Source organism: Staphylococcus sp. aM, from assembly GCF_052975125.1.
Map to the genome: position 1 here is coordinate 2,155,541 of NZ_CP121447.1, position 14,366 is coordinate 2,169,906.

General features: G+C 33.5%; 14 protein-coding genes. 3 read left to right on the forward strand and 11 right to left on the reverse strand.

Features of this window, described 5'->3' with window-relative positions:
- Positions 1–49: 49 nt before the first annotated feature.
- The 10 genes from P7F85_RS10650 to pta form a co-directional block, all read right to left on the reverse strand.
- Positions 50–1,348, reverse strand: coding sequence for an HD domain-containing protein (locus tag P7F85_RS10650; RefSeq protein ID WP_002465861.1), 1,299 nt, complete (start codon positions 1,346–1,348; stop codon positions 50–52).
- A 70-nt stretch (positions 1,349–1,418) separates the two neighbouring features.
- Positions 1,419–1,895 carry a GNAT family N-acetyltransferase gene (locus P7F85_RS10655; RefSeq protein WP_015365332.1) on the reverse strand — a complete coding sequence of 159 codons (477 nt, stop codon included), beginning with the start codon at positions 1,893–1,895 and terminating at the stop codon, positions 1,419–1,421.
- Between the two features lie 257 nt (positions 1,896–2,152).
- On the reverse strand, positions 2,153–2,701 hold the full coding sequence (locus tag P7F85_RS10660) for a flavodoxin family protein (RefSeq protein WP_002465852.1): 549 nt from the start codon (positions 2,699–2,701) through the stop codon (positions 2,153–2,155).
- A gap of 222 nt (positions 2,702–2,923) precedes the next feature.
- Entirely contained in the window at positions 2,924–3,862 is a 939-nt protein-coding gene (locus tag P7F85_RS10665; RefSeq protein WP_002465883.1) for an aldo/keto reductase, read from the reverse strand.
- Between the two features lie 187 nt (positions 3,863–4,049).
- The gene (locus tag P7F85_RS10670; protein ID WP_002465900.1) at positions 4,050–4,391 is read right to left on the reverse strand and encodes a DUF1450 domain-containing protein; all 342 of its coding nucleotides are present in this window, start codon (positions 4,389–4,391) and stop codon (positions 4,050–4,052) included.
- Between the two features lie 434 nt (positions 4,392–4,825).
- Positions 4,826–5,902, reverse strand: coding sequence for a phosphomevalonate kinase (locus tag P7F85_RS10675; RefSeq protein WP_002465903.1), 1,077 nt, complete (start codon positions 5,900–5,902; stop codon positions 4,826–4,828).
- A 12-nt stretch (positions 5,903–5,914) separates the two neighbouring features.
- On the reverse strand, positions 5,915–6,898 hold the full coding sequence (gene mvaD, locus P7F85_RS10680) for a diphosphomevalonate decarboxylase (RefSeq protein ID WP_046464282.1): 984 nt from the start codon (positions 6,896–6,898) through the stop codon (positions 5,915–5,917).
- Between the two features lie 4 nt (positions 6,899–6,902).
- A complete protein-coding gene (gene mvk / locus P7F85_RS10685; protein ID WP_002465887.1) occupies positions 6,903–7,823 on the reverse strand; it encodes a mevalonate kinase in 921 nt (306 codons plus the stop codon).
- Positions 7,824–8,270: 447 nt separating this feature from the next.
- Positions 8,271–9,113 carry a lipoate--protein ligase family protein gene (locus P7F85_RS10690; RefSeq protein ID WP_002465912.1) on the reverse strand — a complete coding sequence of 281 codons (843 nt, stop codon included), beginning with the start codon at positions 9,111–9,113 and terminating at the stop codon, positions 8,271–8,273.
- Positions 9,113–10,102, reverse strand: a complete 990-nt coding sequence (gene pta / locus P7F85_RS10695) for a phosphate acetyltransferase (protein ID WP_002465891.1) — start codon at positions 10,100–10,102, stop codon at positions 9,113–9,115. The genes P7F85_RS10690 and pta overlap by 1 nt, the downstream gene beginning before the upstream one ends.
- Positions 10,103–10,272: 170 nt before the next feature.
- On the opposite strand from pta, the gene hemQ reads away from it, so the two are divergent.
- The 3 genes from hemQ to P7F85_RS10710 all read left to right on the forward strand — a co-directional run bounded on the left by hemQ (position 10,273) and on the right by P7F85_RS10710 (position 12,755).
- Positions 10,273–11,022, forward strand: coding sequence for a hydrogen peroxide-dependent heme synthase (gene hemQ, locus P7F85_RS10700; protein ID WP_002465909.1), 750 nt, complete (start codon positions 10,273–10,275; stop codon positions 11,020–11,022).
- Positions 11,023–11,525: 503 nt separating this feature from the next.
- On the forward strand, positions 11,526–12,290 hold the full coding sequence (locus P7F85_RS10705) for a threonine/serine exporter family protein (RefSeq protein ID WP_046464281.1): 765 nt from the start codon (positions 11,526–11,528) through the stop codon (positions 12,288–12,290).
- 12 nt (positions 12,291–12,302) lie between these two features.
- A complete protein-coding gene (locus P7F85_RS10710; protein WP_002465895.1) occupies positions 12,303–12,755 on the forward strand; it encodes a threonine/serine exporter family protein in 453 nt (150 codons plus the stop codon).
- Positions 12,756–12,831: 76 nt separating this feature from the next.
- Here P7F85_RS10710 and P7F85_RS10715 read toward each other — a convergent pair whose 3' ends face one another.
- Positions 12,832–14,316, reverse strand: coding sequence for an APC family permease (locus tag P7F85_RS10715; RefSeq protein WP_002465863.1), 1,485 nt, complete (start codon positions 14,314–14,316; stop codon positions 12,832–12,834).
- Between the last annotated feature and the right edge of the window lie 50 nt (positions 14,317–14,366).

Genomic DNA, 14,366 nt, shown 5'->3' on the forward strand with positions numbered 1-14,366 from the left:
TTTTCAACTGATTACTATATTAAATGAGCGATCACATTCTATCAAATCATTAATTTAATTCATTTAATAGATTAATAATAGAGCCTTTAATCATGTCATCTTCAATATTTAAAACTAATTCTTTTGGATAGTACAATTTATAGTCTTCTCTATTAATACCTGTAATACTATTTATCACTAGTGATTGATTACTTATTTCTCTTATCGTACCATCTCGTCTCAATAAATGAATCGGTTTACGATTGGAACCCGGTCTATCATAATCATAAGGCAAGTCTGAAAATGATTCGCTTACAAAATAATAATCTGGATTAATGCCACCCGATTCAAATAGTTCTTGAAGTTCAGAAATGGTAATAATTGAACCATCAAATGGAATATATTTAAATAAATCACGATTAATAAAACGACGTGATAAATCACTTAAAATCTCGTCATCTTCATCAATCCACTTTTTCAAATAATATAAGACAACCGCTTCGTCTAAATCTACATATTGTTGAATCGTCATTGTACCTTCAAAGAATGGAATAAAATCTTCAGGTGACTTTTTAAATTGATAACCTTCATTATATAATTGCTTTGCTCTTTTTAAACAATTATTAAGCAATACTTCTCCACCACGACTAACTGGATGGAAATAAATTTGCCAATACATTTGATAACGACTCATGATAAAATTTTCAACGGCATGCATGCCGCTTTCTTTTATTAACACTTCGTCTTTTGATGGGCGCATTAATCGTAATATACGTTCCATATCAAACGCACCATAAGACACGCCTGTAAAATACGCATCTCGTTGTAAATAGTCCATTCTATCAGCATCAATTTGAGATGATATCATAGAAATAACTAGTTTATTGTGATGTGTTTTATTAATCACATCTGCCACTTCTTGAGGAAATGTATCTGACACACGACTTAGCACTTCATTTACTTCAGTATCCCCGGTGATAATTGCCTGAGTAAATGCTTCGTGATCGGTATTGAAAATCTTTTCAAAGCTATGAGAAAAAGGTCCATGACCCAAATCATGTAACAATGCAGCACATAAAGCAAGAGGACGATCATTGTTATCCCACGCGTCACGACCTTCAAACGTTTCATCTATCATGCGGCGAACAATTTCATAAACGCCTAAAGAGTGACCAAAACGACTATGTTCAGCTGTATGAAAGGAAAGATATAATGTGCCAAGTTGCTTAATTCTACGTAATCGTTGAAATTCTTTTGTCTTAACTAAATCCCAAATCAACTGGTCTTTAACGTGGATATACCTATGTATAGGATCTTTAAATACCTTTTCCTCTGCTAATTTACTCGTTGTATACGATGATTGTGTCATGTAATACCTCCTTTTTATGTGAGACTTTCATCAATGTCTCTGTCTTTGATATATATTTATGACAAATGTCTTAGAACGTCTTTTTCATTAAAGCCAAATTCATAACTTCGCCATACATTTCAGGTTGATATGAGCGAACCGTTTCAAATCCTTGTTCATTATAGAAGTGAATGCCTTCATTATTTTGATTATCTACTTCTAAATAAACCGTATCATATTTTCCTTTAAATGCCTCTAACCCTTTTTCTAATAAATGTGTCCCATATCCTTTATGTTGTGATTCAGGATGTACATAATGTGCTGATAAATATAATTCTTCTCCATAAATAAAATTGGCAAAGCCAACAATTTCTTCATCTTCTTCGGCAACTAAAAATAGTTGTTCTTGCATGCGTTTCTTCAAATGTTCTTCATTATATGAAGCTGCTAATAATTCATTGATCGTACTTGCAGCATAAATATTTAAATACGTATTGTACCAAGCCTTTGTTGCGACATCTCTAATTGCTACCGCATCGGCACTTGTTGCTTCTCTAACTCTATACATGTATGTCTCCCCTAACAATTCCAAGTTATTAATAAATGTATTATATCACATATATATCCTATTCATTTAATAGAGTGAATTAAACGTTTTGTACTTATATATTTTTTAAAAGTATTTATGAAAACATCTATCATTTTTATAAATCGTTTTTTTAATGATGCCTCTACTGTTGAAACGACTCATAAAATATTAAGACCCCCCGATACATTAAGTTATAGTAAAGGGGGTGTATTAAGTCATTACCTATTTAAACAATCTTAAGAATTGCTTTGACTAAATTTGTTATTCCATTCTTTAGCTCTTTCTAAAGCGTAGGTGTCTTTCATAATGTCTCCAGGTCTTTCGGCCGTGCCAACAATATAGCCTGCTAATTCGCCACCAATAAATTCTAATGTATATTTCATTTGAGCAATACATGGCTTGGCTTTAACTTTCGGACAATCGCCACCCACTAAAATTAATCTAAATTCTTTTTTAGACATCACTTCTTTAAAATCTGAATATCTTGGATCTACCATCGATTCAGACCAATGATCAATAAAAGCTTTCATTGAAGCTGATACACTGTACCAATAAACCGGTGACGCAAAGATAACGACATCGCTATCTAATACAGTTTGTATGAGTTGTTCGTAGTCATCAGAATATGTCTCAATATTTTTATTATCATGACGCACATCTCTTACTGGATTCAATTGATATTTAGTAAGATCTAACCACTGGTGTTCAACATTTTCTAGAACATATTTTGTGAGTTGTGCAGTATTGCCTTCTGGACGACTACCACCAAATAATACCGTAATCATTCATTATTCCTCCTATATCATTTCAGTTTGAAACGCTTTCATTTATTCAATATCTTTCCTTACCCGTTTATAAAAGTTTTATGTATGTATTGAGCAAAATACTGTTATTATCCAAAGATAATTTTTCCATTAAAAAAATACCCGTAAAAAACTATGTGCTAGTTCCTTTACGGGCATATTCTAAAAAAGTTAGTGACTCAAATGATTTCATGACTTTCAATATTATTTATTAATCGGGAATAATGCATCAATTTGATTAATTTCATCTTGAGATAATTCGACATTAGCTGCATCAATATTTTCTATCACTTGTTCTGCACGTTTAGCTCCAGGGATAACAACGTCTAATGCAGGACGAGTTAAATAAAATGCTAAAACAATATTAGCAATAGAAGTTTGATGTGTTTCAGCGATATCTTTAAGTTGATTAACGCGACGGACGTTATCTTTAAACACTTCTGGTTTAAAGTCTCTTCTAGTCGCACGGTGATCATCAAATGTTGTATCTTCATCATATTTACCTGCAAGAATACCAGATGCTAATGGGAAGTATGGTACAAATGTAATTTGATTTTCTGCTGCATATTGCATTACATCTTCATTTTCTCTATGCAATAAATTGTATTCTAATTGTACAACATCTACATAACCATCTTTATTGGCCTCTTTCAATTGGTCTAATGTAAAGTTAGATACACCAATAGCTTTGATTTTCCCTTCTTCTTTCAACTCTTGTAAAGCAGCGACAGCTTTGTCTTTTGGCGTATTATCATCTGGGAAATGAATATAATACAAGTCAATATAGTCAGTTTGTAGACGCTTTAAACTGTTTTCAACTTGTTGCTTAATAAATTCAGGGTCATTATTTTGTTGTACATTATCTTCTTCATCGAAATAATGAGATCCTTTTGTAGCAATTTTAACCTGTTCTCTTGGATATTCTTTGACTACTTCTCCAACTAATTCTTCAGAACGTTCTGGCCCATATATATAGGCTGTATCAAGTAAAGTAATACCATGATCAATTGCTTTTCTTACCACTTCTTTACCTTGTTCTTCATCTAAATTTGGATATAAGTTGTGCCCACCAACTGCATTTGTACCTAATGCAATAGGGAAAACTTTAACATCTGATTTACCTAAAGTGACTTCTTTAGCCATACTAGACATCTCTCCTTTAGTGATTATATATTTAATATTTACCCTAAATTAAATCTAATCATTCATAAGGAAATCGCTTTTATTTCACAAACAAAAAAGAGATCTGACAAACGTTTTGTTCATTTGAACCCCCTTTAAGGGTATTCCAAAAACAAGATTTTGTCCCGACCTCTTCATTCATTTTATATTATTTAATTGCTTTTTTCTTAGCTAGCTTTTCTTTTAATTTACGATCTTGTTCTTCTTTACGACGTTTACGTTCTTCATTTCGCTTTCTTAGTCGCTCTTCTTCTTCAGGATCTCTAGGTTTTTTAAGTTGTTTCGTAACCTTTTCCATTAATTCTTCTTCAGTCAAAGCGGCAAGTGGACGATTATTCACAAATGCAAAGGTTTTTCGTCTACCAGGACCACAATATGACTGACAACCAATTTCTATTTCTGCTTCAGGATCAAGTTTCTCTAATTTCTTTTTTAATGTTTTAATATTTACAGCCTGACATTCATCACATATTAAAAATTTATTCTTCATATTGCTTCCCACCTTTCTGCTCATTTGCTTTATTCCTACACTACTATTTAACGTCCAATTATTTTGTCTGGGAGAGGGACAGAAATAATATTTATGTCCTAGCCTGATTATCTCATTATGTTCGGCCAATAATGGCTTTTAAAATACTAATTTTTCATTAAATATTAGTATTTCTTATGTATACACATTACTATTATGTTCCTTATTAAGAACACATGAGCTAGTGTTCAACGTTCTTCTATCACTTTTGTACCAATCGTTTCTATTAATTATCAACTCTAATTATTTTACTCTTTTTATTTAAAAATTCAAGGTCAATTTTATTCAACACGATATTAGAACATAAAAAAACAACCTTTTTTAAATGAAAAGCTCAATGACCATCTGAACGATAAGATAGATGATCATTAGTAATCATTGTTAAGGTTGTTTGATTATTGTCCGTGATAGATTTTAAATTGTAATGGTTTGATATCATTCTTTACCCATTCATCGTAAATCTTTTGCTTATTTACATTTTGATGAATAATCGTTATACCGCAATCGCCACCACCAGCACCTGAGGTTTTAGCAGCACCACCGTGCTTTTCTGCAATATCACATAATGATTTTAATTTATCTGTTTCAATATCAACTGATGCTTGATCATCCATCTTACGAATAATAGCACGATTTTGACGAATCATTTTTTGAACGCCTTTAATGTTATTCGTCTTAAATGCATGAATTAAATATTCGACACATTGATGTGAATGATCTAAGAACTCACCATAAAAAGCCGGATCGGATTTGAGTCGTTTAACTTCGCTTACTAAATGCGGAGACGATGCAGGTGATCCCGTCCATCCAATCAGAACTTCCATGTTTTCTGGTGCTTGCAACGGCTCGATATGCAACCCAGGCCAGTTTTTCTCTAAAACTGTATTGACCGATGTCGTTTCTATTTGTTGTTTCACCCAATCATGATCAAATGTACTATACGCTAGCCAACCACTATAAACACTTACTGCGATATCGCCACAAGAACTTAAACTTTGTAATTTCATATTAGAAATAACAGCTAATTTATAAATATAAAGATTGGATAGTTCTAGTTCATAAAATTCATTCAATACTTTAACTACTGAAACTAATACTGCTGCACTCGATCCAAGTCCGTATTTGTTACCATTCGCATCATCTAAGTTACTGTCTATCGTCAAATGAAAGTGTTTTAACGGAATGTCACAACTTTTAGCATATTGTTCAAATACCTCTATTGCTGTAACTACATAGTTAAGTTGTTTGGCTGCTTGAGGATCAGAAATGACAATACTGTCCTCATCTCTATAAAAAGTGACCGGTTCATGATGTAATGTCTTTGAGTGTATCGTACCTTCAACTTGTGTAGAAGGTTCAATAGTAGCTGTAACAAAGCGGTTTAGTGCAATTAAGACAGACTTATACCCTGGTTCTGTAACTGCATATTCACCAGCTATATAAAGTTTACCGGGTGCTTTGACCTGAATCATTCTATCATTTCCTTACTTAATTATTTCAACGCCTGTAGCGATAATATCACTCGCAATAATTTGTGATGCTTCAAAATGTTTTAAAAATTGATTGATGACTAATTGTTTATTTTTCTTTTCAACAAGGACTTTTACATTAGGGCCTGCATCCATAGTGAAATAGCAAGGCACTACCATCTCACGACATTCATGAACGATAGCCATCGCATCATAACTTTCTTGAACCAAATATGTAAACGGTGGTTGAGAACCTAGGTTCGTTGCATGCATACGTAGACCATTGGCCTCTATCACTTCACCTAATTGTTGAAAGTCTTTAGCTTCAATTGCTTGTTTAGCCTCTTTAATGTCTTCATCGACATGATCTAACCAATATTGATAAAAACGTGACGTATCACGTGTCAATGACATCCCAGATCGACTTGATACTTTTTTCGATTGATTATTAATGACCACAAATATCATTGAAAGTTCATCTTCCCAGTGATCTGCATCTATAGGATGTGCATAAGATGTTTCATCATCATGACCTTTTTCCCATTCCGCAAATCCACCAAAAATACTGCGTGAAGCTGAGCCAGAACCACGTCGTGCTAAACGTGATAAATCTTTATCTGATAGATTAAGTTGTAACGCTTCATTACATGCAGTCGCTAATGCTGCATAAGCACTTGCAGATGACGCTAGACCAGCTGCTGTTGGTACAAAGTTTTGGCTATCAATTCGTGCATGTAAATCTGTACCTGCGATTTCTCTAACAATATCCATATATGATTGAATCTTTTTAGTTTCTTTCTCATTGGCTACTTTACCATTTAAAATCAATTGATCAGCAGGGTAATCGCTATCGAATGTGACTTCCGTCTCCGTATAAAACTTATCTAATGATACTGATAAACTGTTGTTCATAGGTATTATCAATTTTTCATCAGCTTTACCCCAATATTTAATCAATGCGATATTTGTATGTGCGCGTGCTTTACCACTCTTTGCCAATGGGTTAACCTCCTAAATTCTCAATCCATGTGTGTGCTGCCCCAGCCTTTTCAACTGCAGCTACAATGTTTTTAGCTGTTTTTAAATCTTCAGTAAGTAATAACATACTGCCACCTCGGCCTCCACCAGTTAATTTACCTGCAATGGCACCGTGTGCTTTACCGATTTCTAACAACTCTTCTATTTTATCATGACTCACTGTTAAATTTCTTAAATCTTGCTGGCATTCATTGAAAATACGGGCAATCTGATTAAAATCGTGATGTTCTATTGCCTGGCTTGCTTGATATACTAAATTCCCAATATGTTCAATATGTTTCATATATTCTGGTGATTCGCATAATTGGTGAACGTCTTCGACTGCTTGTTTTGTAGAACCTTTTACACCTGTATCAATGACAACCATATAACCATTTAATTGTAATGTTTTTAACGTTTCTGCATGTCCTTTTTGGAACCAAACAGGTTTGCTAGAGACAATAGTTTGTGTATCAATACCACTTGGTTTACCATGAGCAATTTTCTCAGCCCAATTGGCCTCTTCAATTAATTCTGCGTCACTTAACGATTTGCCTAAGAAATCATAACTCGCTCTCGTAAATGCTACTGCTATAGCAGCACTTGAGCCTAAGCCTCTAGAAGGCGGCAAATTCGTTTGTATTTTAACTAATAATGGCTCTTCTACACCTGTATTCTCAATAAAGCGCGTTACCATAGACTTTAAATGCTCTGGTGCATCATACAATAGTCCATCATAAACATCACTTTCGATAGCTGAATAATTCCCTTTTTCAAGACTTTCAATTAAAACCTTAATCTTACCGGAATTAAATGGAATAGCTATAGCAGGTTGACCAAAAGTTACTGCGTGTTCACCTATCAAAATAATTTTACCGGTAGACTCCCCGTATCCTTTTTTCGTCATGTTATTATCACCTTTTAATATACCTTCACTAATCTGTTTCGTAATATTAATGCCCGTTCTTTTATTAGTACTATTAAGATTATCATTAATAGCCAACGCATTATTTTATAATTTTGTTCAAAATCATGCATATATTTACCTTTAAATAAGATTTTGTAAACATTTTTCAAATAATATATAAACCGTTTGCTATTTATTCTTAAATTTTTCCACCTCAACTATAATACTACAAATATTTCTTGGAATACACAGATTTATATATAATATAGCAAGTTTAATACATAAAATTTAGGTTTCGTGAATAATTAACGCGTAAAAAACCGTCTTATTCAAAATGCATCATAAGCTAAGACTGAGTCGTTAGTCTAAAGCACATAGTTATGATGACAAAAGATGTCTGAATAAGACGGTTATTACTATTTTGTTGTCCTTAATATCTAATTTATACTACTTTTCATTCATTTTTGTAATCATTTTCGCATTACGATCAATCATCTTATCGAAATAACCTTCATAGCGTTGCCATTCTTCATCAGTGATCGGGTCCATATTTAAGCGTCCACCTAAATCTTTGATAGCATACAATAGTAAAAACATGACATCTTGTACTGTAATTTTTCGATTTAGTAGCGTCTCAAGTGAAGCCATACAATTGGGTTCAATGTCTGGGTAAGTGAATTTTGTTGTTTCACCTTTAAGTGCGTGCTCATAAAAATCTTTCATCATTAAAGCACGTTCAGAACCAGAGCCTTCTACACACAGATATACCTGTACAGCAATTCCGCCACGCACGCGTCGTTGAGAAATACCGGCAAATTTCTTACCATCAATACTTAAATCGAATTTACCAGGGCAGTATGAACGTTCAATTTCATGTGTATCGATGTCCACATCTTCATCTTCAAACATTTTAGCAATCAATAAGTACATGACTGTAAATGCCTCATCTATTGTTGTCTCTGTCTGTCCTTTGAACATCAATGAAATATTGAGTACACCTTGGTCTAAGACAACCCCTAGACCTCCCGAATTACGGACGATTGCATTATAACCTTTTTCATCTGTTAAAAAGGCAATACCATCCTTTAAAAATGGTAATCGTGAATCATGAATGCCTAGAATCACTGTATGTTGGTGAACCCATGTTCTCACTACATTAGGTGACATATCTTTGCCTACACTTTCGCAAAACGTATCATCAAAAGCAAATGATTGCATAGGTTCTAAGCCACTAGAATGATCTACATAGCGCCATTCAATATCATTAAAATATTTGTTACCTAAATCCATTATTGTAATGACTGTGCAGCAGTAATAATTGATAAATTATAGACATCTTCGATAGAGCATCCACGGGATAAATCATTTACAGGAGAATTAAGTCCTTGAAGAACCGGACCAACAGCGTCATAGCCGCCTAATCTTTGTGCAATTTTATAGCCAATATTACCCGCTTCTAAACTTGGGAAAATAAATACATTTGCATCGCCTTGAATTTTTGCACCTGGTGCTTTTTTCTCAGCTACACTTGGTACAATTGCCGCATCAAATTGGAATTCACCGTCAATAACAACATTATCTAATTGTTCTTCAGCTACTTTATCTTGTGCTAATTTCAATGCATCTTGAACCTTAGTCACATCGTCTGATTTAGCAGAACCTTTAGTTGAAAAACTTAACATAGCAACTTTGGGTTCCATGCCGAAACTTTGTGCAGATTTTGCACTTTCTACTGCAATTTCAGCTAAACCTTGTGCATCTAATTCTGGATTAATTGCACAATCACCAAAGATATATTGTTCTTCACCTTTCATCATAAAGAAAATCCCTGATGTTTTAGAAACACCTGGTTTAGTCTTGATAACTTGTAATGCTGGACGTACTGTATCTCCAGTAGAATGTGCTGCACCACTTACTAATCCTGCAGCTTTACCAGTATATACAAGCATAGTTCCAAAGTAATTAACATTGTCTAATAATTCTTCAGCTTGCTCTTTTGTCGCTTTACCGTTACGACGTTCAACAAATGCGTCTACCAACTCTGATTTCAATTCACTTGTTGAAGGATCGATGACTTCTATATTGGCAAGGTCTAATCCTTTGTCATTTGCTAAAGATTGAATCTTATCTTTATTACCTAAAACGATTGGTGTTACATAATCAGTCGCTTGTAATTGCGTTGCTGCAGTTAACACACGTTCATCTTCCCCTTCAGGTAATACAATATTTACATTTTTCCCTGCTAATTTGTCTTCTAATACGTTTAATAGATTAGCCATAATGTCCTCCTTGAAATTCTTTTCATAATAACGTTTACAAAACTAATTATACGTCATTTTAAAATAGAATGCCATTTCACTCTTTTGTAATCATTTACTTAGTAGTTAGCTATTTGTTTATGATAAAATTTAGTATGAATTGAACATATAGTTTTAAAGGAGCGATAAACATGAGTGAAGCAGCCGAAACACTAGACGGTTGGTACAGTTTACATTTATTTTACGCAATTGATTGGGCAACATTCAGATTAGTGCCAGAAGAAGAACGCGAAACTATGATTACTGAATTTAAAAATTTCGTGAACACTCAATCTGAGGCAAGAACAACACATACTGGCGATCAAGCAGTTTATAATATTACTGGTCAAAAAGCAGATTTATTATTATGGTTCTTACGTCCTGAAATGAAAGAACTCAATGCTATTGAAAACGAGCTTAATAAACTACGTATTGCAGATTTCTTTATTCCAACATACTCATATGTGTCTGTAGTCGAATTAAGTAATTATTTAGCAGGTAAATCTGATGAGGATCCTTATGAAAATCCTCATGTAAAAGCTAGATTATATCCAGAATTACCTCATGCAGAATATATTTGTTTCTATCCAATGGATAAACGTAGAAACGAAACATATAACTGGTACATGTTACCAATGGAAGAAAGAAAATCATTGATGTATAACCATGGTATGATTGGTCGTAAATATGCTGGTAAAATCAAACAATTTATTACAGGTTCTGTCGGTTTTGATGATTTTGAATGGGGTGTCACATTATTCTCTGATGACATTCTTCAATTCAAAAAAATTGTTTATGAAATGCGTTTTGATGAAACGACTGCACGTTACGGCGAATTCGGAAGTTTCTATGTTGGCCATATCTTAAAATCAGAAGACTTTAATCAATTTTTCAAATTTTAAATATAAGCCTTATCGATGAATCCTTATTAAATAGGGATTCATCTTTTTTAATTGCAATAAAAAAGTACACTTTGCATGCAAAGTGTACTTCCGACGAGTAGTATCCTTGGGAGAACTTTAATCACTACTACGTATAAGTTAACTACAAAAAATATATTGTCGCTACCCAATATATTCTGTAATAGTTAACTAATATTATTTTAACCATTTTGAAATATTTGAAACATAACTTTAGTGTTTATTTATATAAAAGATGTAATAAGTTTATATAAGTTGACAATTGAACCTGTAAAACCTACATTTTCCAAAATTTATCAAATACCGCCCAACATAAAATCAATCTACATTATATATTTAGACAACTATAATATATCCTCTTTCCTGTCTTATTTATATCGCATTTCAATTTTTATTAAGACACCGTTAACTTTATATAATGGTTTTTTCTCAATACATCCTCTATAATAAATCTAAATTCAAAATTTTAAAAAATTGGTGATTAGATGACAAAAGTAGTGAATGAAAACGATCATGAACGTCTTATTAAAGATGTTGTCATGTTGGCAGCGCGCATTTTACTAGAATCTGGTGCTGAAGGTACAAGAGTCGAAGATACAATGAATCGCATCGCCAAAAAATTAGGCTATCAAGAGAGTAATAGCTTTGTTACAAATACAGTAATTCAATTCCATTTACATAACGAATCAACACCTCGCATGTTCAGAATTAATGCGCGAGATACAAATTTAATTAATATTTCCCAAGCAAATGAAATTTCTCGTTTGATCACTAAAGGCGCTATCACGTTAGAAGAAGCTAAAGAAAAATTAGAGAAAATATATGTTGCTAAACGAGATAGTAGTCTCCCCTTCAAGGGATTTGCAGCAGCAATGATTGCTATTAGCTTTTTATATTTACAAGGTGGTTCGCTTATAGATATTTTGACTGCCTTACTTGCAGGAAGTCTTGGTTATCTAGTCGTTGAAATACTAGATAGAAAGTTACATGCACAATTCATCCCTGAATTTATAGGATCTGTCGTAATAGCCATTATAGCTGTTGCTGGACATACGCTCATACCTCACGGTGATCTTGCAACAATTATTATTGCTTCAGTCATGCCTATTGTACCTGGGGTATTAATCACAAATGCCATTCAAGATTTATTTGGTGGCCATATGCTCATGTTTACCACTAAATCATTAGAAGCACTCGTCACTGCCTTTGGTATCGGTGCTGGTGTTAGTTCAATTTTAATTTTAGTCTAGGAGAGCTGTTATATGTTTTGGATATTAAATTTTATATTTAGTTTTTTAGCATCGCTGTTCTTCTGCGTGATATTTGATGCTCCTAGAAAATTATATCTTTCTTGTGGTGTTGTAGGTGCTTGTGGATGGATGATATATATTCTCTTCTATAATGGCTTACATGTACATACCATATATTCAAGTTTCTTTGGAAGTCTTGCGTTAGGATTATTGAGTCACTATATGGCGCGTTATAAGAAAGAACCAGCGATTATCTTTATGGTCACTGGCATCATTCCATTAGTACCTGGAGGCCTTGCCTATGATGCTACAAAGAGTTTAGTCCTTTTACATTTCAATAAAGCTATTAATACGATGCTAGAGGTGACATTAATCGCAGGTGCAATTGCGCTTGGATTACTTTTCGCAGATCAGATTTCAAAAATTATTATCTCTGGCTTCGATAGAACGAGAAAGAAATTATAAATCTTATAAGTTTTATATAAGTAAAAAAGTCATGATGAGTATAAGAGTTTCTCTCTTCACTCACCATGACTATTTTTTATGATTTTTGATTTGCTGGTTCTTCAACCATACTTTCTACTTCGTCTTCACTTCTATTTAAAATTAATCTACTTAATTCATCATTATCCATTTTTTTAAGTTTAGGATAGCGAATCGCAAAGAAGATTAATCCTAATACTAACCATACGCCTAATGCAATGTATGATGGTAATGATAATGAAGCTTTAGTTCCTGGTATTAATAATAAACATAAGAAGATAAACGATACGACTGAACCGATAATACCAAATGTTTTGTATATAGGTGCGTACGTATTACTTTGTTTATTATAACTAAATAATTTAGTAGCTGATAAACATGTTACAAAGTATGCAACAGAAACACCTGTTGATGACATATCAACTATCCATGTTAACGCTGTACGTCCTAACCATGGCGCAATTAATGATACACCTACTAAGAAAATAATTGCTACATAAGGTGTTTTATATTTACTGTGAATACGACTGAATACGCGTGGCATAATGCCAGAACGTCCCATTGAGAAAAGCAATCTGCTAGCACTCATTAAGAAACCATTTAATCCAGTAAAGATACCCATCATAATGGCAATGGCTAAAACGGCTAGTCCAACATAACCAAATGCTGATTGTGTTTCAGCACCAGTTAACCATAGTTGGCCATTTAAACTTTTCTGGTTCGTACTTAACCATCCTGTATATAACAACATCACTACATAAGTCATTGATGCTGCAAGTAAACTATATACGATTAATTTAAATGTCTTGTTTGGCGCAAAGTTAAATTCTTCAGCGGTTTGTGGAATATTATCAAATCCTACATAAGCCCATGGCGCAATCGATACAATCGTAATAATTGAGATAAACCAACCTTGATCTGAATTTGCCAATGGTTGTAAATTATCTAAAGCAAAATTATTACCAAAGAATGAACCAAAGAACATGAGTAATACGACAACAACCATCGCTACACAGAAATAATATTGTAATGATCCTGATACGCTTGCACCTCTAATAGCTACAAACATAAATACAAGTAATAATACTGTGGCTATAATGATTTCTGTTATGTAGACATCCCAACCTGCGACAGTATATAATTTCCCATTATTCAATACATTGGGTAATAGGAATTTAATCAATAGACTAAATGCGGTAGCATTTAAAGCTACTACACAGACATACCCGAAGGTTAAGAACCATGAAGAAAAGAAACTCACATATCTACCAAAACTTAAAAAACTAAATGCAAACGCCCCACCTGATACAGGGAATTTTTCTACTAAAGCGCCATAACTTACTGCTATTAAAATCATAAGTAAGGCACCTATTACTATACCGATGGATGCTGCAATGGGACCTGATTGTCCTATCCAGTCACCTGGAAGAATAAATGCGCCCCAACCAATACACGAACCGTATGCAATCGCCCAAACAAACTTCTCTGATAAGTTTTGTTTGAGGTCGCCTCTATCTACCTGTTTATTTTTGTCATTTTCCATAATTAAAAACTCACCTCGAGATATTCATATACCCGAAAAGGTGAGTCATG

Bases quoted from the DNA above. Each gene is read 5' to 3' on its own strand.
- P7F85_RS10650 (WP_002465861.1), bottom strand. From the start codon at position 1,348: ATGACACAATCATCGTATACAACGAGTAAATTAGCAGAGGAAAAGGTA.
- P7F85_RS10655 (WP_015365332.1), bottom strand. From the start codon at position 1,895: ATGTATAGAGTTAGAGAAGCAACAAGTGCCGATGCGGTAGCAATTAGA.
- P7F85_RS10660 (WP_002465852.1), bottom strand. From the start codon at position 2,701: ATGATTACGGTATTATTTGGTGGTAGTCGTCCAGAAGGCAATACTGCA.
- P7F85_RS10665 (WP_002465883.1), bottom strand. From the start codon at position 3,862: ATGGCTAAAGAAGTCACTTTAGGTAAATCAGATGTTAAAGTTTTCCCT.
- P7F85_RS10670 (WP_002465900.1), bottom strand. From the start codon at position 4,391: ATGAAGAATAAATTTTTAATATGTGATGAATGTCAGGCTGTAAATATT.
- P7F85_RS10675 (WP_002465903.1), bottom strand. From the start codon at position 5,902: ATGATTCAGGTCAAAGCACCCGGTAAACTTTATATAGCTGGTGAATAT.
- mvk (WP_002465887.1), bottom strand. From the start codon at position 7,823: ATGACGAAAAAAGGATACGGGGAGTCTACCGGTAAAATTATTTTGATA.
- P7F85_RS10690 (WP_002465912.1), bottom strand. From the start codon at position 9,113: ATGGATTTAGGTAACAAATATTTTAATGATATTGAATGGCGCTATGTA.
- pta (WP_002465891.1), bottom strand. From the start codon at position 10,102: ATGGCTAATCTATTAAACGTATTAGAAGACAAATTAGCAGGGAAAAAT.
- hemQ (WP_002465909.1), top strand. From the start codon at position 10,273: ATGAGTGAAGCAGCCGAAACACTAGACGGTTGGTACAGTTTACATTTA.
- P7F85_RS10705 (WP_046464281.1), top strand. From the start codon at position 11,526: ATGACAAAAGTAGTGAATGAAAACGATCATGAACGTCTTATTAAAGAT.
- P7F85_RS10710 (WP_002465895.1), top strand. From the start codon at position 12,303: ATGTTTTGGATATTAAATTTTATATTTAGTTTTTTAGCATCGCTGTTC.
- P7F85_RS10715 (WP_002465863.1), bottom strand. From the start codon at position 14,316: ATGGAAAATGACAAAAATAAACAGGTAGATAGAGGCGACCTCAAACAA.